At 52.1% G+C, this 20,155-nt stretch carries 8 protein-coding genes and 9 pseudogenes; 10 read left to right on the top strand and 7 right to left on the bottom strand.

The window, feature by feature from the left end; translation table 11 throughout:
* Positions 1-2: 2 nt before the first annotated feature.
* Together O3W44_RS03925 and O3W44_RS03920 are read right to left on the bottom strand one after the other, a co-directional pair.
* Positions 3-868 (bottom strand): annotated as a pseudogene (locus O3W44_RS03925) (glycine betaine ABC transporter substrate-binding protein).
* 62 nt (positions 869-930) lie between these two features.
* On the bottom strand, positions 931-1,647 hold the full coding sequence (locus O3W44_RS03920; RefSeq protein ID WP_269292064.1) for an ABC transporter permease: 717 nt from the start codon (positions 1,645-1,647) through the stop codon (positions 931-933).
* A gap of 365 nt (positions 1,648-2,012) precedes the next feature.
* Between O3W44_RS03920 and O3W44_RS03915 the strand changes: the two are divergent.
* Positions 2,013-3,475, top strand: a pseudogene (locus tag O3W44_RS03915) (MDR family MFS transporter).
* Between the two features lie 26 nt (positions 3,476-3,501).
* Here the strand turns inward: O3W44_RS03915 and O3W44_RS03910 are convergent.
* A complete protein-coding gene (locus tag O3W44_RS03910) occupies positions 3,502-3,798 on the bottom strand; it encodes a DUF1161 domain-containing protein (RefSeq protein WP_269292063.1) in 297 nt (98 codons plus the stop codon).
* A gap of 51 nt (positions 3,799-3,849) precedes the next feature.
* On the bottom strand, positions 3,850-4,173 hold the full coding sequence (locus O3W44_RS03905) for a DUF1283 family protein (protein WP_269294356.1): 324 nt from the start codon (positions 4,171-4,173) through the stop codon (positions 3,850-3,852).
* Positions 4,174-4,306: 133 nt separating this feature from the next.
* Here O3W44_RS03905 and O3W44_RS03900 point away from each other — a divergent pair.
* Positions 4,307-4,632, top strand: a pseudogene (locus tag O3W44_RS03900) (YnfA family protein).
* A 32-nt stretch (positions 4,633-4,664) separates the two neighbouring features.
* Here the strand turns inward: O3W44_RS03900 and ydfG are convergent.
* Entirely contained in the window at positions 4,665-5,411 is a 747-nt protein-coding gene (ydfG, locus tag O3W44_RS03895; RefSeq protein ID WP_269292062.1) for a bifunctional NADP-dependent 3-hydroxy acid dehydrogenase/3-hydroxypropionate dehydrogenase YdfG, read from the bottom strand.
* Positions 5,412-5,831: 420 nt separating this feature from the next.
* On the opposite strand from ydfG, the pseudogene guaD reads away from it, so the two are divergent.
* The 5 genes and pseudogenes from guaD to dcp all read left to right on the top strand — a co-directional run bounded on the left by guaD (position 5,832) and on the right by dcp (position 13,810).
* A pseudogene (gene guaD / locus O3W44_RS03890) lies at positions 5,832-7,161 on the top strand (guanine deaminase).
* Entirely contained in the window at positions 7,158-8,597 is a 1,440-nt protein-coding gene (xdhA, locus tag O3W44_RS03885; protein WP_269292061.1) for a xanthine dehydrogenase small subunit, read from the top strand. The pseudogene guaD and the gene xdhA overlap by 4 nt, the downstream one beginning before the upstream one ends.
* Positions 8,590-10,953, top strand: a pseudogene (gene xdhB / locus O3W44_RS03880) (xanthine dehydrogenase molybdopterin binding subunit). Before xdhA ends, xdhB begins: the two are co-directional and overlap by 8 nt.
* Positions 10,940-11,718, top strand: a pseudogene (gene xdhC / locus O3W44_RS03875) (xanthine dehydrogenase accessory protein XdhC). The pseudogenes xdhB and xdhC overlap by 14 nt, the downstream one beginning before the upstream one ends.
* A gap of 53 nt (positions 11,719-11,771) precedes the next feature.
* Positions 11,772-13,810 (top strand): annotated as a pseudogene (gene dcp, locus O3W44_RS03870) (peptidyl-dipeptidase Dcp).
* Between the two features lie 302 nt (positions 13,811-14,112).
* Here dcp and hpxO read toward each other — a convergent pair.
* Positions 14,113-15,270, bottom strand: a complete 1,158-nt coding sequence (gene hpxO / locus O3W44_RS03865) for an FAD-dependent urate hydroxylase HpxO (RefSeq protein WP_269292060.1) — start codon at positions 15,268-15,270, stop codon at positions 14,113-14,115.
* Positions 15,271-16,130: 860 nt separating this feature from the next.
* Here hpxO and O3W44_RS03860 point away from each other — a divergent pair.
* From O3W44_RS03860 to ampC, 3 genes and pseudogenes are all read left to right on the top strand, one after another.
* Positions 16,131-17,099: a glycosyltransferase gene (locus tag O3W44_RS03860; RefSeq protein ID WP_269292059.1), complete on the top strand. Its 969-nt coding sequence runs from the start codon at positions 16,131-16,133 to the stop codon at positions 17,097-17,099.
* A 67-nt stretch (positions 17,100-17,166) separates the two neighbouring features.
* The gene (locus tag O3W44_RS03855; protein WP_269292058.1) at positions 17,167-17,412 is read left to right on the top strand and encodes a hypothetical protein; all 246 of its coding nucleotides are present in this window, start codon (positions 17,167-17,169) and stop codon (positions 17,410-17,412) included.
* Positions 17,413-17,443: 31 nt separating this feature from the next.
* Positions 17,444-18,588, top strand: a pseudogene (gene ampC / locus O3W44_RS03850) (class C beta-lactamase).
* 56 nt (positions 18,589-18,644) lie between these two features.
* Here ampC and O3W44_RS03840 read toward each other — a convergent pair.
* Positions 18,645-20,095: pseudogene (locus tag O3W44_RS03840) on the bottom strand (FGGY-family carbohydrate kinase).
* Positions 20,096-20,155 lie beyond the last annotated feature (60 nt).

The raw sequence follows: 20,155 nt of genomic DNA, 5'->3' as shown, positions 1-20,155 counted from the left end.
CCTTACAGCATGTGTTTAGCGTTGAGAAAATCACGCGCCACCTGTTCAGGTGACTGATGATCGATATCGACGCGCTTGTTCATCTCGGTAATCGCGTCGTTGGTGAGCAGGGGGTAAGCTGATTCAACGCTTCTGCCAGGCCGGGATGACTTTCCAGCACATCTTTACGCACCACAGGCGTTACGTTGTAACTTGGAAAGAAATGTTTATCATCTTCCAGCACTTTTAAATCAAAGCCCTTAACGCGCCCGTCGGTGGTATAAATCAGTCCTGCATCAACGAAACCGTCACGCACGGCGTTATAAACCAGGCCCGGATCCATCTGGCGAATTTGCGGACGATCCAGCGGCATGTTGTAGGTTTTTTGCAACGGCTTCAGGCCATCCGAACGACCTGCAAACTCTAAATCCAGCCCTAAACGCCAGTTTTTATCAGGATCGGTTTTGCGTATCTGTTCCAGTTTTGCGACCAGCTGCGACAGGGTGGTGATGCCTTCCTTTTCGGCACGTGAACGCTGCATGGCAAAAGCGTAGGTATTGTTCATCGGCGCTGGATTCAGCCAAACCAAACCGAGTTTGGCATCCAGCTGCTTCACGGTGTCGTAGGCTTGTTCAGACGACAGGGGTTTATTGATATGGTTGAAGATAATCAGTGACGTACCGGTATATTCCCAGGTCATATCGATCTGTTTGTTGATCATGGCATTACGGCTGATCGTAGTCGCAATGTTACGCCTGGGTACGACCTGAAATCCTTTCTTATTAAGCCACAGTACCGTCATGGCAGAGAGAATGTGCTGCTCAGTAAAGCTTTTGGTTGCCAGCACCAGCGGCGGAGCGGCTTGCGCGGTCTGGCCCAGGGCCAGCATCGCCGTTAAGGCCAGAGCTGTGGTGGTTATCCATCGCTTTAGCATCATAAAGTTCCTTATTGTTATGCCGCTGCGTGCGGGCTGAGAAAACGTCCCAATGCTGCCAGTAGCATGTCCAAAATCAGGGCGATCAAGGCGGTTGCTACCGCGCCGAGGATCAAGGTAGGGAAATCGTTCAGGTAGATACCGGGAAAAATCAGTTCGCCATAGCTGCTGGCCCCAATCAAAAAGGCCAGCGGCGCGGTGCCGACATTGATCGCCGTCGCGATACGCACACCAGCCAGAATAACCGGCAACGCATTGGGCAATTCAACCTGATACAGACGTTGAGATTTAGTCATGCCGATGCCATTAGCCGCTTCAATCAATGAGGCGGGCACGGCGATCAAGCCGGAATAGGTATTACGCACAATCGGCAACAGGGATGCGAGGAACAAGGCAATCAGTGCCGGGCGATCGCCTATCCCGATCACGACCATCGCAAGCGCCAGTACTGCCAGCGGCGGCAATGTATTACCGACATTAAAAATCTGCATGACATACTCAGCCCAGCGCCGGGCGAAAGGGCGGCTTAAAATAATGCCGCTGGGAATGCCGACCAGCAGCGCAAATAACATCGACCAGAACACCAGAAACACGTGTTGTTGACCGAGATAAATTAAATCGACTTTACGCGCAACAAGCGTGTCCCAGCCGATACTCCCTATCAGGGCAGCCAGGACAAGGATCACAGCCAGCACGGCCAGACCGCTGCGTCTGACCAGCGTTGCATTTTGCATAAGGTGAATCTCCCTGTTGTCAAACAGTGTTATGCCCGCCTATCGCAGCACACACTGTTGCCGCTATCGTCTGTAACCCGGCGGGTTAAACGTAGATAAAATTTCAGTTATCTACTTATTTTTAGTGAATAGTAAAAAAGTTGCTTACTTGCTATAGCAGTGTAAAGCGAAGCGCGCTAGTTTTACGGTTAAAATCAGCGGGATAGAAAATAACCAAAGTTGGGGTAAATCCGCGTGGCTATTCAATTTATCTTCAATAAAAAATTTTCATCGACTTAAGGTGACACTGTCACCTAAGCGCCCCACAACAAAGACATCGCATAATGGATTTTTAGGCTAGCCTTGCAGCATAAAAAGGAAGAGATATGACTGAGAGTGCACAACTGCAAACGCAACGCCATTGGGTGTTGATCGCCTGCATGCTGGCCATGTTCATGGCCGCCATAGAAGTCACCATTGTGGCAACCGCTATGCCAACCATCATTGCTGAACTGGGCGGTTTTTCGCAGTTTGGTTGGGTTTTCTCCATTTATTTGCTGACACAGGCAGTAAGCGTGCCGCTGTATGGCCGGTTAGCTGATTTATGGGGACGTAAAAAATGCTGTTTATCGGCACTTCATTATTCCTGCTCGGCTCAGTGCTCTGTGGTTTTGCCCATAGCATGACGTGGCTGATTTTGTTTCGTGCTTTCCAGGGGCTGGGTGCCGGAGCAATCATGCCGCTGAGTTCCACTATCGTTGCGGATATCTATTCGCCACGCGAGCGTGCCGCTGTACAGGGCTGGCTCTCCAGCGTGTGGGGCGTGGCCGCCATAACCGGACCCTTAACCGGCGCATGGCTGGTGCAGCACTTTAGCTGGTCGGTTATTTTCTGGGTAAACCTGCCCATTGGCATCATCAGTATGCTGATGCTGGCCCGCTGGCTACCGGCTCATCAGCAGCAGGAGCAGGCACAGTCGCTTAATATTGCTGGTAGCACCTGGCTGATGATTTGCGTCAGTGCCTTACTTATTGCGCTGTTGCAGGCAGAAATGCTGGGCTACTGGCTCAGCGCATTTGTTGCACTGTCACTTTTCGCAGCCTGGCAGCTGATGCGCCATGAGCAGCGTGCCAAAGCGCCACTGTTTCCGCTGATTATCTGGCGCAGCCGGTTAATTATCGCGGGCAATGCGGGCAACGTTATTATCGGTGCCGCCATGATGGGTATCAGCGCCTTTTTGCCTACCTGGATCCAGGGCATCACGGGAGGGACGCCGTTACAGGCAGGAAGCGCACTGGCGATGATGTCAATTGGCTGGCCATTAGCCAGCACGCTCAGCGGCCGACTGATGCTGCACACATCGTATCGATTTACAGCGCAATCAGGCGCGTTGTTACTCATTACCGGCTGTGCACTGCTTCTGCTTCTGCATGCGGAAAGCTCTGTTTATCAGGCGGGTTTAACCGCCTTCGTGATAGGCACCGGCATGGGAATGACCAGCACCACGTTTCTGGTGTCGGTACAAAATCATGCACACTACGATATTCGCGGCATCTGCACGGCATCGATCATGTTCAGCCGGATGCTGGGCTCTGCGATTGGAACGGCGCTCATGGGGGCCGTACTTAATATTAACCTGGCGTGGCGTTTACCGCAGGCGCACGATCCGGTACAGCAGATCATGTCTGAAGAGACGCGCAAAGCCTTGCCAGAAACAACGCTGCAACAGATGGTGCATGGCATTGCCGATTCGCTGCACTGGGTATTTATCGTGGCGTTACTGATTGCTGTACTGTCGCTGTGGGTGGCATGGCTGATGCCGCGTCAACGGCCACAACATGAGGAATAAAAAGGGCGACAGCGTCGCCCAGAGGGTTATTGCGCAGGCGTGTCCTGTGAACTGCCTGCACTGTCCGGGACGCTCTCTTCCGTGTCCCGGCTTATTTTTTTATAAACGATTTTCTGTGTGTCGTTTTCACAATGTCCGACGACCTGACCGCCCGCCTGATCTACCTGATCGTTCGCGACAATATCCAGCGTAAAGCCAGATTCAGGAACGCCATTCTGAATAATCTTCTGACTAATATCTGCCTTAACCGATTCGCATGAAGCCTGTGCCAGTAGCGGCATGGCCAGTAACGTCGCAACCAACCATCCAGTCTGTTTCTTCATCACGTTTTCCTTATGTAACAGGTCCGCAATTACTATAGCAGCCATTTAAAATCAGGGCGTAATCGGACGGCCAGAGCGGCGATCGAGACAGCGTAAGGTGTTAGGTTCCCAGTACGCATTCAGATTCAGGCTTTGCTCACACTTATCACGGGTGTCAAACGCCTGATCGGTTTTGTCGAACTCTTTTTCCACCCGGCTGTTTACTTTGTTTCGCAGCGTACGGGTGTCGTTCCATTGCTCTTTGCTTTGACGCGCGGCTTCATTGCTGGCTGCGCTGCTGCCGTCTTCAATAATCAGACGATTGGTTGTGGCGCTGGCTGAGAACGCCGAAGCAGAAAGCAGAATCACCATCAGGGCTGGAATCAATTTTTTCATCATAATTTCCTTCAGTTAACGCGGCTTTAGCCCTCAGGAACGGCTGTTGCCACGGATTTGCATAGTATATCATCCTCTTTTCTGCGCTCACGCCTCATGCGCGATTCGTTTACCTTTTTGAGAGCTAAGAATGCTGGTTAAAACCGCGCTGCTGTTTTTCATTACTGCTCTGGCAGAAATCACGGGCTGTTTTCTACCCTGGCTATGGTTGAAAAAGGGGGGTCAGTTTGGTTGCTGCTGCCTGCGGCGGCGAGCCTGGTGCTGTTTGTCTGGCTCCTGACGTTACATCCCGCTGCGAGCGGACGTGTTTATGCAGCCTATGGCGGCGTATATGTGCTAACTGCGTTACTGTGGTTACGAATTGTTGACGGCGTGAAGTTAAGCCTGTGGGACTGGAGCGGCGCAATGATCGCCCTTACCGGCATGTTGATTATTGTGCTGGGGTGGGGACGCGCGTAAAACAGCCAGCCGCAAAGGCTGGCTGAAAAAGATCAAGGCTTATGTACTTTTAAGCCTGCCAGCGTCTGACTGACCGGCATCATTTCTAGGCTGTTGATATTTACATGTTTAGGCAGCGTCGCGACCCAGTAAACCGCTTCTGTCACATCTTCTGGAGTCAGGGCAGTCGCTCCTTCATACACCTGATCAGCTTTGTCATCGTCACCTTTAAAGCGCACGTTTGAAAACTCTGTGCCGCCCACTAAGCCTGGCTCAATATCTGTGACGCGCAGTGCCGTACCGTGCAAGTCAGTGCGCAGATTGAGGCTGAACTGGCGCACAAAGGCTTTGGTTGCGCCATAGACGTTGCCGCCAGCATAGGGCCAGCTTCCGGCGATTGAACCAATATTAATCACATGACCGCTGTTGCGTTCTACCATGTGTGGCAGAAGGGCGCGCGTCATATACACCAGCCCTTTGGTATTGGTGTCGATCATGTTTTCCCAGTCGTCCACATTCGCTTTATGCGCAGGTTCAATCCCCAGCGCCAGCCCGGCGTTATTCACTAACACATCGATATTGCGCCACTCGGCGGGCAGAGCAGCAATGGCATTTTCAATGGCTGCACGATTACGGACGTCTAATTGCACGGTATAGAGGTTATCACCCAGCTCATCTTTAAGCGCCTTTAAGCGTTCGGCGCGACGTCCGCTGGCAATAACCTTATGACCTGTTTCAATGAATCGGCGGGTGATACTTTGACCAAAACCGGCGGTCGCGCCGGTAACAAAAATAATCATCTCACTGTTCCTTATGCAATTTTAGGTTCAATCTGTTTCACCATATCACGTCGTTTTCGCTTCCGCCTGCTGAAATCTGCCCTTCACTGTAAAGGGATTTTTCAACGACAACTTTTGCGTCTTTTTGGGGCGCTGCGCACACAAAAAGTGCACTGATTCGAGCTGATCGCCCCCCATGAAGCGACCAATAAAGCCCCGTTTTGAAAAAAGTTTTAATGCAAACGTTTGCTGTTTTTAGCAACCGTTTGCGTTGCAAGCGACAGTTGATTTGTTGCGCAACAATGCGGAAATTTTATAACTAGTTGATTTTAATGATTAAATAAAATTTACGTAGTTGGCATAGCCCTTGCAATAAATCTTTAAGGCAATCATCTGCATTATTAATGAGAAAGCCTGACGCTTTTTCACAAGGACACTAGCATGCCTTCAACTCAAGACAGGGCGATCCGCGCCAGTTTTTTTGATTTTAAAGGGTTGGCCAGTCACCCCGACGCAATTCTTTCCCAGGCTCGCTATCTGGAAGATGGCGTTTTGCTGCTGCGAGACGGTCAGGTCGTTTCATTGCAGGCCTGGCAGGAAAACAGTGAGCAGCTTAATCAATACGAAATGATTGATATGCGCGGCAAATTAATTGTGCCGGGTTTTGTTGATAGCCATATTCATTATCCTCAGACTGAAATGATTGGCGCATTTGGCGAGCAGCTACTGGAGTGGTTGAATCACTATACTTTTCCCGTGGAGGCGCAGTATCACTGCCCGCAGCACGCGGCGCAGATGTCAGCGTTTTTTCTCCATCAACTGCTGGCGAACGGTACCACCAGCGCGTTAGTGTTTGGCACAGTGCATCCTCAATCGATAGATGCACTGTTTAGCGCGGCTGAGGCGCTCGACATGCGCATCATTGCGGGCAAAGTGATGATGGATCGCAACGCACCGGAGTATCTCACCGAAACGCCGGAAGAGAGCTACCAGCAAACCCGCGCGCTGATCGAACGCTGGCATCAGCGTGGTCGTCTGAGTTATGCCCTGACACCACGTTTTGCGCCAACCTCGTCACCTGAATTACTCAATAGAGTGTGTCAGCTGCGCCAGGAGTTTCCGGATACCTGGCTGCATACGCATCTGAGTGAAAATCCACAGGAGATCGCCTGGGTAAAAGAACTGTTTCCAGAACACGCCGGTTATCTGGATGTTTACCATCATTATCAGCTCACCGGGCGTCGTAGCGTTTTTGCCCACTGCATTCACCTGGATGATCAAGAATGGCAGTGCCTGCATGAGACCGATTCATCAATCGCATTCTGCCCGACCTCTAATCTTTTTCTCGGTAGCGGCCTGTTTAACATCAAACGTAGCTGGCAGCAGGGCGTCAGAGTGGGTATTGGCACCGATGTGGGTGCAGGAACAACCTTCAACATGCTGCAAACCCTGGGCGAAGCGTACAAAGTGGGACAGCTGCAACAGTATAAGCTGAGCGCCGCTGAAGCCTTTTATCACGCGACATTAGGCGGTGCACATGCACTGGATCTGGATCATGCCATTGGCAATTTTGCCACCGGTAAAGAGGCGGATTTCGTGGTGCTCGATCCTGCTGTTTCTCCGCTGCAAACCTTACGCATTGGTAACAGCAAAGACATCTGGGAAAAATTATTTGTGTTAATGACGCTGGGAGACGACCGCAACATCGCCCAAACCTGGTGTGCATGGACGCAGAGTCTGGCAGCGTGACGCCGGAGAGAAAGCCGCATGATCCAGTTTCTGCTTAATAATCAGCTTGTGACTGAAAAAGAACTTGATCCAAATCTCACCGTGCTCACCTATTTGCGCAGCCGCCTGCGCCGTAGCGGCACCAAAGAGGGATGCGCATCAGGCGACTGTGGCGCATGCAGCGTCACGCTGGGCAAGGCGGTGAAGGGCAAAATGCAGTATGAAACCGTTAACAGCTGCCTGACGCTGGTGAGCACGTTGCAGGGTAAGCAACTCATTACCGTGGAAGATCTCAAACAAGGCGATCGTCTGCATCCTGCGCAGCAGGCCATGGTTGATTGTCACGGCTCTCAGTGCGGCTTCTGCACCCCAGGCTTTGTTATGTCACTCTTCAGCCTGCAAAAAAACAGTGAAGGCTGGGATCGTCATCAGGCAGAAACGGCGCTGGCAGGCAACTTATGCCGCTGTACCGGTTACCGACCCATTATGGATGCTGCCGTACAACTCTGTTCGCAACCTTGTCGCGATCAGTTTATGCAGACGGAAGCCAATGTAGTGCAACGGCTCGAAGGGCTTAATACCCCTGAAATGCTGGAACTAAAGGGTGAAGGGCGGCGCTGTTTTCTGCCTAAAACGCCTGAACAGCTTGCTCAAATCTACCTTGAATATCCTGATGCAAGCCTGGTGGCAGGCGGCACCGATCTCAGCCTGCAAATTACGCAGCAGTATAAAAAATTACCGGTGCTGATTGCGCTTGAACAGGTTGAAGCACTCAAAGTGTGTAGGGAATCAGAAACCCATTATGAACTGGGCGCGGGCGCATCGCTTCATCATATTACTGACTTCCTGGCTGAACGCATTCCCGGCGTGAGCGAGATGCTACAACGTTTTGCCTCTTTGCAAATCCGTCTTCAGGGCACGCTTGGCGGTAATATCGCCAATGCTTCACCCATCGGCGATGCCTCACCCATGTTGCTGGCATTAAATGCTTCATTAATCCTGCAACAAGGCGAGAAAAAACGCAGCGTGGCCCTCGACACGTTTTTTACCGGTTATCGGCAAACGATCCTGCAGCAAGGGGAATTTATCCGCGCCATTACGCTGCCGAAAGTGACAGTGTCACCAAAATTTGTTGCCTGGAAAGTCTCTAAGCGACTCGATGATGATATTTCAGCGGTCTTTGGCGCGTTTAACCTTCACGTCAGCAAAGGAGTGATCGGGGACGTGCGCATCGCTTTTGGCGGCATGGCGGCAACGCCGAAGCGCGCGATGGCTTGCGAGCAGGCGTTAACAGGCCAGCCTTTCAATGCCGAAACGGTTGCCCGCGCATGCGCAGCTTTAGCGCAGGATTTTCAGCCCCTGAGCGATTTTCGCGCCAGCGCCGCCTACCGCTTGCAGGTCGCGCAAAATCTGCTGCGCCGTTATTACCACCATTGCAACGGCGAGTTAGCCATTACAGAGGTAAGCCGTTATGTCTAATAATCGTCCTGCGCTATCAGAAGCCGTTATCAAAGCACAGTTCGCAGCAGAGATTCACAGCGGCGTGGGCCGCAGTAACAAGCACGAAAGCGCAGAGAAACATGTTTCCGGTGAAGCCATTTATATTGATGACAAAGCTGAATTACCCGGCCTGTTACACCTTTGTCCGCGTCTGAGTGCACATGCTCATGCCCGCATTCTTCGCCTTGACGTGCAGCCTTGCTATGCCATTCCCGGTGTGGTCAGCGTAGTGACGTGGCAGGATGTGCCTGGCATTAATGATGTCGGGCCGCTGGAGCCAGGCGATCCGCTGTTAGCCCATGAAAAAGTTGAATACCTCGGACAGATCATTCTTGCCGTGGCCGCAGATTCCCCGGAAGCCGCTCGCATGGGGGCGGAAGCGGCGATCATTGAATATGAGGTGCTGGAGCCGCTCCTGGACGTTGAACAGGCGTTAGCGCAGGGCAGCTTTGTGCAGGAACCACATATTCATCAACGCGGTGATGCTGATGCAGCTTTAGCGCGAGCACCGCACCGCATCACAGGGCAGTTTCATATTGGTGGCCAGGAACATTTCTATCTGGAAACCCAGACGGCTTTGGTGATCCCTGGCGAAGACCGTTCGCTGCAGGTTTTTTCTTCTACGCAAAACCCCACTGAAGTGCAAAAACTGGTAGCTGAAGTCATGGGCATCACCATGAACAAAGTTACGATTGATATGCGGCGAATGGGGGAGGCTTTGGCGGTAAAGAGACGCAGGCGGCGGGCGTGGCCTGTTTGTGTGCTGTGGCTGCACGGCAAACCGGACGCGCTGTGAAAATGCGGCTGGCACGCCGGGACGACATGCGCATCACCGGAAAGCGCCATCCGTTTTTTGTGCGTTATGAGGTTGGTGTTGAGGATGACGGCCGTTTGTGTGGGGTTAAAATCGATCTTGCCGGAAACTGCGGTTACTCCCTTGATCTGAGCGGATCGATTGTCGATCGCGCTATGTTCCATGCGGATAACGCTTATTATCTTGGTGACGCCCTGATCACCGGTTATCGCTGTCGTACCAATACGGCGTCAAACACGGCTTATCGCGGCTTCGGCGGGCCACAAGGCATGGTGGCAATCGAGCAGATTATGGATCATATTGCCCGCGAGCGGGGCATCGATCCGCTCGTTTTACGTAAACGCAACTATTACGGCAAAACTGAACGCAATATCACGCACTACCACCAGCAGGTTGAGGATAATCTGTTGGAAGAGATCACCGCGCAGCTTGAGGAGAGCAGTGAGTACTATGCACGCCGCGCGGCGATCGCTGAATTTAATGCACAAAGCCCGTTTCTGAAGCGCGGCCTGGCGCTGACGCCAGTTAAGTTCGGGATCTCCTTTACCTCCAGCTTTCTGAATCAGGCTGGCGCTCTGATTTTGATTTATACCGACGGCACCGTGCAGCTTAATCATGGCGGCACTGAAATGGGCCAGGGCTGAATACCAAAGTGGCACAAATTGTTGCTGAGGTACTGCAAATCGAAGTGGATAAAATTCAAATTACGGCCACCGATACCGGCAAAGTGCCTAATACATCACCCACTGCTGCCTCAAGCGGTGCCGATCTCAACGGCAAAGCAGCGCAAAATGCTGCGGAAATCTTACGCGAACGCCTGACCACAATGCTTTGTACGCTGCATGCCTGTGCTGCCAGCGACGTGTGCTTTCGCAACGGTATCGTCCGGGCGGTTGATAAGCACTACACCTTTGCCGAAGTGGCACAGCTGGCATGGTTTAACCAGGTGCCGCTGTCAGCGAATGGCTATTATCGCGTACCGGGCATTCATTACGATCGCCTGGCCGGACGGGGTAAACCCTTTTATTACTTCGCTTACGGTGCTGCCTGTTGCGAAGTCGTAACAGATACCCTGACCGGTGAATATCGCCTGCTACGCGCAGACATTTTGCATGACGTTGGCGCATCGCTGAATCCCGCGATTGATACTGGTCAGGTCGAAGGCGGTTTCGTGCAGGGACTGGGCTGGCTGACCTGCGAAGAGCTGGTATGGAACAGCAAAGGTGCGTTACTGACCGACGGCCCGGCGAGCTATAAAATACCGGCGATAAGCGATGTGCCACCTGACATGCGCGTTACGCTGGTGGAAAATCGCAAAAACCCACAGGACACCGTGTTCCACTCAAAAGCTGTCGGCGAGCCGCCTTTTATGCTGGGTATCGCCGCCTGGTGTGCGTTACAGGATGCTGTTGCCAGCGTTGATAATTATCGGCAGCACCCGCTGCTCGATGCCCCCGCGACACCGGAGCGCGTCTTTGGGGGATGCAACGGCTGGCAGGAGAACATGATGATTTATCATGACTGGATCGCCGTATTGCATCAGCTGCGCGAAAAGCGTCAAAGCTGCGTCCTGATTACTGTTCTTAATGAGCGCGGCTCTGTGCCGCGCAATAGCGGCAGTAAGATGGTCGTCACGCCCGATGAAACCTTTCTGACCATTGGTGGCGGACACCTGGAATACCTTTGTACCGCCCAGGCGCGGGACATGTTGCAAAAGGGCAGCAGTCGCCACACAGTGAAGAATTTTCACTGGGTGCGCGTTTGGGCCAGTGCTGCGGTGGCATGACAACCATTCTGTTCGAGCCGCTATTACAGGCGCAGCCAATGGTGCAGGTTTATGGAGCCGGTCATGTTGGTCAGGCCGTGGTCAGTTTGCTGGCGACGTTACCCTGTCACATAAGCTGGATCGACAGCCGGCCTCATCAGTTCACAAACGTTCCGCCTGGCGTTAACGTCATGCAACCGGACGATCCGCTCGACTGTGTCGCGCTGGCCTCGCCTGACAGCTATTTTATTGTTATGACGCACCATCATCCGTTGGATTTAGCGTTGTGCGAAGCCATACTGAAACGTGGCGATTTTCGCTATGCTGGCGTTATCGGGTCGCAAACCAAAGCACAACGCTTTCGTTACCGACTTGAAGGCAAAAATATCGCAGATGACCAGCTGGCCCGGTTACGCTGCCCGATGGGCTTACCGGATGTAAAAGGCAAACTACCTGCTGAAATTGCCGTGGCCATTGCCGGTGAAATCATCAGCATTTATCAGCAACAACCCCCTGCTTAAGTTGCCCGCGCACGAGCAACTTGCCCATTATGCGTTGACCATCAGGAGCGACGATGAACGTCCGACAGAATCCTTTCTTCAGCGTCAGCAATTTACCCTATCAGACACCCCCTTTGATCAGATTCAGGAGGCGGATTTTCTTCCTGCTTTACAGGCAGGCATAGAAGAGAAGCGTCAGGAGGTGCTGGCGATTGCCACCAGTAAAGAGCCCGCGACGTTTATCAATACTTACGAAGCGTTAGAACGCTGCGGCCAGTTACTGAATCGCGTTAACTTAGTTTTCGGTGCCATGACCTCTGCCAACACCAGCGATTATTTGCAACAGGTTGAAGAGGAGATAACGCCGCAGCTTACCGCGCTGCATGACGAAATCATGCTGAACCGTCCGCTGTTCGCCCGGCTGGATGCGGTCTATCAGCAACGAACTAAACTCGATGCCGAATCGAAACGGCTGGTTGAAGTGATTTGGCAACGTTTTCAGCTGGCGGGCGCAAACCTGCCGGAAGCGCAGAAACAGACCCTCAAGGCGCTGAATCAGGAGGCGGCACGACTGAGCACCAAATTCACCAGTAAACTGCTGGCGGCCACCAAAGCGGGTGGATTGGTGGTGAATGATATTGCGCAGCTTGCCGGGTTAAGCGTCGCCGATCTTGCTGTTGCACAGGCGGCAGCCAGAGCGCGTGGTCTGGAGCAGGCCTGGCTGCTGGTGTTGCAAAACACCACCCAACAGCCTGCGTTGCAGAGTCTGGAAAACCGCAACACGCGACAAGCACTGTTTCACGCAGCGTGGACGCGCAGCGAAAAAGGCGATGATAACGACACGCGTGATTTAGTGCTGCGACTGGCGCAGGTGCGTGCCGGGCAGGCAAAACTCCTGGGGTTCACCAGTTTTGCCGCCTGGCAGTTGCAGGATCAAATGGCAAAAACACCCGAAGCGGCATTTGCTTTCATGCGAAATATTGTACCCGCCGCACGCGCACGCGCCGAGCGCGAAGCCGCAGCTATCCAGCAAACCATTGATGCGCAGCAGGGCGATTTTACCCTGACCGCGTGGGACTGGAATTTTTATGCCGAACAGGTTCGACGGGCGCAGTTTGATCTCGATGAGAATCAGGTAAAACCTTACTTTGAGTTAAACAACGTGCTGACAAAAGGGGTTTTTGGGCCGCAACTCAGCTTTATGGTCTTCAGTTCAGCCAGCGTCACGATCTGCCCGTTTACCATCCTGATGTGCAAGTGTTTGAGATTTTCGACGCGGATAACACGCCGCTGGGGCTGTTCTACCTTGATGCGTTTAAACGCGATAACAAAGGTGGCGGTGCGTGGATGAGCAATTTCGTCAATCAATCTACACTGCTCGACAGCAAGCCCGTAATTTACAACGTCTGCAACTACACCAAACCGCCAGCCGGTGAGCCGGCGTTAATCAGCTGGGATGATGTCATCACGCTGTTCCATGAATTTGGCCACACGCTGCACGGTTTGTTTGCCAGCCAACGCTATCCGAGCCTGTCGGGCACAGAAACGCCGCGTGATTTTGTTGAGTTTCCGTCGCAAATCAACGAGCACTGGGCCAGCGAACCGCAGGTTTTTCGCAACTTTGCGCGTCACTTTCAAACGGGCGAACCAATGCCCGCTGAGCTGCATGAAAAAATTATCCGCGCAGACAAATTTAATAAAGGCTACGACATGAGTGAGTTGCTGGCGGCTGCGTTGCTCGATCTGCACTGGCACAGTCTGCATGGCAACGATACACCACAATCTGTTGAAGGCTTTGAGCAGCAGGCGCTGCAGTCAGACAATCTGGCACTGGTCGCGGTGCCGCCACGTTATCGCTCCAGCTATTTCCAGCATATCTGGGGCGGGGGTATGCGGCGGGCTATTACGCCTATATCTGGACGCAAATGCTGGCGGACGATGGGTTTCAGTGGTTTGTTGAAAAGGGGGCCTGACGCGCAAAAACGGCGATATTTTCCGTCAAAAGATCCTGTCCCGTGGTAACAGTAGCGATTTGAAAAAGTTGTATGAAGACTGGCGCGGCGGAGAGCCACAGACAGAGCCGATGTTGAAAAATCGGGGGTTAGCGGATTAACCCGGCTGGCTGAAACAACCGGAACCGGGCATTTCAGCCGCGCATAACGGGCTTATCGTAAATCTGACGTGGTTTGGCTAAAAGCGGTGCGCACTTCAACCGGGATGAAGAGACCTGTTGTGCAGGCAAAGCGCCTGAGCGAAGGATAACACCAGACGCCTTTATCATTGGCTCGCCTGCGGGCGAGCCTCAGGGAGGCGGCGAGTCATCCGAGGCCGATCCACACGGCGGTGAGATTACTTTGCAATCGAATACTGCATTCCTCACCCCTTATTTTTAGCGCGGCATATTAACGCCTGCTATCAGCCGAACGGCCCGCCTTCGATCGTTTCGCACATGCCTGCCAGCACGCGCTCACCGGTTTCGGTTTTAAGAGAGTGATACCACGCAGCGGTAGCCGCCGGATCTTTACCGTGCGTAACATCGCAACGCCTGCGCGCTTTAAGAACCAAATCTTTCACACGTTCCACGCGGCGCGCCTGATAGCGCAACAGTGCATCTTCGATCCCTAAAGAGTGGGCCGCCAGCGTGGAGGCCAGCACCACGGCATCTTCCATCGCTGCACAACCGCCTTGTCCGATATCAGGCGTCGTGCTGTGTGCCGCATCGCCCAGTAAAGCCACACGACCTTTCACAAAGCGGCTGAACGGCTCGATATCATGGATCTCGACGCGGTTAGTGGTATCGGGATTGATCGCCGCAATGAGCTTCTGAACCGGCTCAGCCCAACCGCTGAAATAGCCTCGCAAATCCTCTTTTAACGTGAGGCGATCTTCAGCCAGTCCTTTGGGTAACGGCACATCAAAGAAGAAATAAAAGCGGTTGCCGCTGACAGGCATTAATGACACCCGCTTGCCTTCTCCCACAAACGTCGTCCATTGATTAGCCGGAGCGATATCTTCATCGACTTCCACTAATCCGTTCCAGTTAACGTAACCGGCATAGCGACGCGTCAGCTTTTCTTCCAGAACATAGTGACGAATCACGGAGTGGGTGCCGTCAGCGGCAATAAGGAAATCACCACAAGCCTGACTGTTATCTTCAAAAGTGGCTATCACGCCATGCTCGTTTTGTTCAACCTGAACCACGCGCTTGCCAAAGTGAATGCGCTCGCGACCATAGGTATCAATAAGCATGGCTTGCAGTTCTGCCCGTGCAACCGGGTAGGGAAATTCACCCACCTGTTGCACCAGAGGGGACAGGCTAAAGCGCGTTAGCGTCGCGCCCGTGGCGAAGTCGTTATACGCCATGTAAGCCATATTGCCGCCAAGTGTGCGAATCGCCTCTTTCATGCCGAGCGCATTCAGGCATTTAACGCCGTTTGGCCAGACAGAAATCGCTGCGCCCACCGGTTTGATCTCTTTTACTGCTTCATACACGGCGGTTTCGAAACCTGCTTTTTCCAGCGCAATCGCGGTGCTCATGCCGCCGATACCCCCGCCAATCACAATCGCTTTCATCTTCATCTCCTTTTCACTTAATGGTGAACCTGCAACTTTTGTACCAATTGCCGTAAGCGAAATGAAATGCAGGCGTTAACCCGTTAAGCCACTGTTTTTTTATGTTTTTTAAAAAATGTTTGCCGCAAATGATAACAAAGACTGCACACCGCGTGGGCAGTCAGATGAACCAAAACAGTGCATACTGGTGATCTCAACGAGGCTATTGCACCTTTTGTTTCATCAGGCGACCATGCGGCTTTACACATCAGATTGATTAACGGCAACACACTTTATTTGAATTTTTATTTAAGCCATCTTGATTAGTTTAAAAATAATCAACTAATTCACCGCCACCTGACTCCCTCACGCGCAGGAAGCACAGGCGTTGGCTGATATAATGAAACAGATAAGAATAATTTATAAATAAAAGATCAGCTAAAAATCAATGATTTAATTGAAAATTAAATAATAAACTGGACGCATTTTGTCAGTTAATTCTTATATGCGCATTGAACAGAAGATAACACTTCAATAATCTATTGATTAATATTAGCGGGTCATTTTCTCTCTTGAGGTAAATTAAGAAGTTCCGCAGGACTATGCATTTATATCTCGTGATATAGATCATGGCAGGGCATATCTTTACCGCGGAAGTAGATTATGAAAATCGGCATTACCAATAACCAATATCCGGAGCAGCGTAATATATTGGTTAATTCGAAAAACAGCTATATCAATCTCAAAAAGTGGAATGTGTATTATTTTCTTAATCCTGTTCGCTCACGATTACTTAAAAAAAATAAATCATTCATTTTTTTACCGTTTCCTTTTTCACTACGCAACAGTTCGATATTTTGCATTTGTTCAATGAAGTGGCGATGACGCGACACAAATGGCTGGCAACGTTTGAAACGGAACTGCCTCGCGTGTTGCCCGTGGCGGGCGTGGCCAAGCGGGACAATCCTGAACTGAACAGGCTGATCCCGGCCGTTTTGAAAGATAATTGCTTTGGCTTAATCGCTATCTCTGATGCCACATTAAATATTCAGATGAAGTTATTTGAACATACTCCTGATATTGCCAAACGTATGCGGGCCAAAACAGTGGTGTTACATCCACCGCAAACGCTCTATTGCCAGCAAAAAATGCCGCGTCAACCGGGCAAACTGCGCCTGGTATTTGCGGGGAATGAATTTTACCGTAAGGGCGGGGCCGAAGTTGTGCTGGCGATAACGGAGCTGCTGGATGAAAAAATAATTGATGAGTCTCAGATTGACGTGCATCTGATAGGCGATCTGGGTAAGCGCCACAATATTGCGCACCGGCAATATCAGGACAACGAAGATTTTTACCGCGGCATTGAAAATCGCATCGCACGGTATCGCTGTTTTAAACATAAAACGCGCATGGACAATGAAGCCTTAATGGCGCTGTTTCGCCAGAGCGATCTTGGCTTGCTGCCCACCTGGCAGGAAACCTACGGTTTTTCCGTGCTCGAAATGCAATCGAACGGTTGCCCGGTGATCACCAGTAACGTGCGCGCTTTGCCTGAAATCAATCCACTCAGTGCGGGCTGGTGTATCGGCGGGGCGTTAAATGGTGATCGTGAATACAGCGTAACCAGCGTGGGTGATAAGGATCGTTTACGCAGCATTACGATCGATTCATTGAAAAAGCTCTTAACGCAGATCGTTGACGATCCTGATCAGTTGCACAGTAAAAGCGAGGCAGCAATAGATCGCATCAGGCAACAGCACTGTCCTGAACGCTATATCAGCAAACTGAATGACATTTATCGCCGTGGTGTAACTGAATTCAGGTTACATCCGCCGATGATCTCAATTTGACAAGATTTCTCAGACGCAACGTGATGCATTGCCCATAATTAATGCACCGTACATCTGGAGATCGATTATGAAACTCATCCTCAGCCTGCTGCTGTCCACTGTTCTGGCCAGCAGCGCCTTCGCGCAAACCCGGGTTTATTTCCCGCTACGCACACCTGTCGTGCAGCTCACGCCTGTTGCCGCTAAATGCGACCTTGCCAGCTGTCAGGCAAACTGCTATGTCGAGCGTTCGCACTGCAATACACGTGATACCGGCGCATGCAGTTCACAAGCGCAGATATGCGTGCAATCATGTGCGTCTCAATGCAAATGATTTGATTCAGGGATGAAACGATTACTCGCTAATGAAAACGCTTGTCAGTTATGCCTTATTGTTCACGCTTTCTTCGGGTTGTGCTGCTGCTTCACAAAATCTGACCTCTCAGCAGGTGACCGCGCTGGTAAAACAAACCCTCGATCCTCTGCTTGAAGCGCAGGCAATCCCAGGGATGTCGGTCGCGGTGCTGTACAAAGGCCGAACCCAGTTCGTTAATTTTGGCGTTGCGGATGTTGAATCCCGTCGGGTCGTGACTGAAAACACGCTTTTTGAGTTAGGTTCTGTCAGCAAAACCTTTACCGGCGTACTGGCTGGCGTACTGATCCGTAACGCGGATATGCGTCTGAACGAGCCGGTAAATAAGTACTGGCCTGAACTGACCGGTGCGCAGTGGCAGAAAATTAAAATGCTGCATCTTGCAACCTATACCGCAGGCGGATTGCCGCTACAGTTGCCGGATACGGTGACCGATCAACCCTCGCTGCTCAGTTACTATCAGCAATGGCAACCACAAGCTGCGCCTGGCACGGTGCGGCAATACTCCAATGCCAGCATCGGCTTGTTTGGTCACTTAATGGTGAAGGGCAGTTTCGAAGACGCAATGAAAAAAATGTCTTTCAGCCGTTACGTTTAACCCGAACCTTTTTCACCGTACCAGAATCGATGATGTTCGATTACGCCTGGGGTTATAAAAATGATCGGCCGGTTCGGGTAACAGCCGGGATGCTGGATGCAGAAGCCTATGGCATAAAATCCACCGCACGTGACATGCTGACCTTTATGAAAGCTAACGCGAATCCTAATAGTTTATCTTCCGGCAATACCGTACTGAGAAATGCCATCATTACTGCGCAGTCGCGTTACTTTAGCGCGGGATCGCTGTATCAGGGATTAGGCTGGGAAATCTATAACTGGCCAGTTAAGGCGCAAACACTGATGGATGCCAGCGACAACCAGGTTGCGTTAAGTGCGCAAGCGGCGCAGGCGATCAATCCGGTTAGACCCAGCGATCGGGCGTCGTGGATCCATAAAACGGGCGCAACCAATGGCTTCGGGGCTTATATCGCATTCATTCCGGAGCGCAATACCGGCATTGTCATGCTGGCTAATAAAAATTATCCCAATGCTGAGCGCGTTAAAGCCGCGTATCAAATACTTGATGCCTTAAAGTAAAGGCGAAGCCCGCCGCGCACAGTTTCCCCGGCGGGCTTAAACAGCACAGGGAGTGATCAGCTCGCTTCCTGCCACATCTCGCTCATCACTCTCTCCAGTTTCTTGAATATTTTATAACGTGTGCTGTGAAACTGATGGCGATCCGGGCGCGGTAAAAACAGATCGGGAGTCAGTTGCACTGCCTGTTGCGCTGCTTCTGACAGATTTTTCCATACGCCAACCCCCACGCCAGCGCATAACGCTGCGCCGAGTGCGCCTGTCTCTTTACATTCGGAAACGCGGATGGGGATCCCAAGCACATCAGCAAACATTTGCGGCCAGATACAACTGCGCGCTGCGCCGCCAGAAAGGGTGGCCTGGGTAAAGGAATGCCTGCGGCGCGCAGGCGATCAATATGAGCGCGATGCGCAAAGGTTACGCCTTCAAACAAGGCAAACAGCATATCCGCCCGCGTATGCCAGCCGCCCAGGCCATAGAATCCCGCTTTTGCAGGTTCCGATTTTCGACCCGAATAAAGGTAGGGATGGTAAAGCGGCAATTGTGCATTCAGCGCCACATGCGCCACGCTGTCGCTGCTTCGTGCGGCACCTTCGCCAGCACGGCCATCATCAAATTCACGCAAAAACCAGTCAAGGTTTGCGGCGGAAGTGGCGCTGGCCTCGATCGCCATGTAGCGATCGCCTTCGATGATTGAATTCATAAACACTGGCCGCAAATAATCCGGCTTATCAACCACCACCTGATTAATGCTCCAGGTTCCCGCCACAATCGATGCGTCGCCACTGTTCACCACGCCAGAGCCTACAGCACTGGCAACCACATCAAAAATCCCGGCGACCACCGGAATTCCGACGGGCAAACCGGTGAGGCGCGCAGCTTCAGCAGTTACTGTTCCCACGATTTCGCAGGATTCATGCAACGCAGGGAGGCGGGAAAGGGCATCCTCAATGCGGTAAAGAGCCAGTAATTCGCGACTGTACTGACGCTGGCGGTAGTCGATTAAGCCAGCGCCGGCAGCATCTGAATAATCAGCACTGATACTGCCGCTAAGGAAATGGGCGATAACATCTTTGGCACAAAGCAGATGGGCTGTGCGATCCCACAGATCGGGCTGGTGCTGTTTGATCCATGCGATCAACACCGGGGTGGCCGCCGCCCAGGGTTTCTGAAGCGAAAGCTGATAGATCTGTTTGTCAACGCCGCTGGCTTCCAGTTGATGAACAATATCGAGGGCGCGATGATCAATAGACTGAATGCCAGTGAGAGGTTGCTGGTGTCGATCCAGGGCATACAAGCCATTGCCGTGGCCTGAGGCACCGACAGCGATCACCTCGCTTGCCCGATCCCCCGCCTGTTGCAGACAACGGCTCACTGCCTGGCTGACACCGTGCCAGATATCTTCAACGGGACGCTCTGCATAGCCTTCCTGCGGCTGGTGGGTTTCGCCCGCGCATTCAGCAACGGACAAAACACGCCCACTCAAATCAAACAGCACGGCTTTTATCATGGTATTACCGGCATCGATACCGAGGATCTTCATATCCGACTCCGTTATTCATTCAGAGAC

The sequence above is a fragment of the Pantoea sp. LMR881 genome (assembly GCF_027157825.1).
Lineage (GTDB): Bacteria > Pseudomonadota > Gammaproteobacteria > Enterobacterales > Enterobacteriaceae > Pantoea > Pantoea haifensis.
The sequence above is the reverse complement of the archived record's forward strand: the minus strand, read 5'-3'. Positions and strand labels throughout refer to the sequence as shown.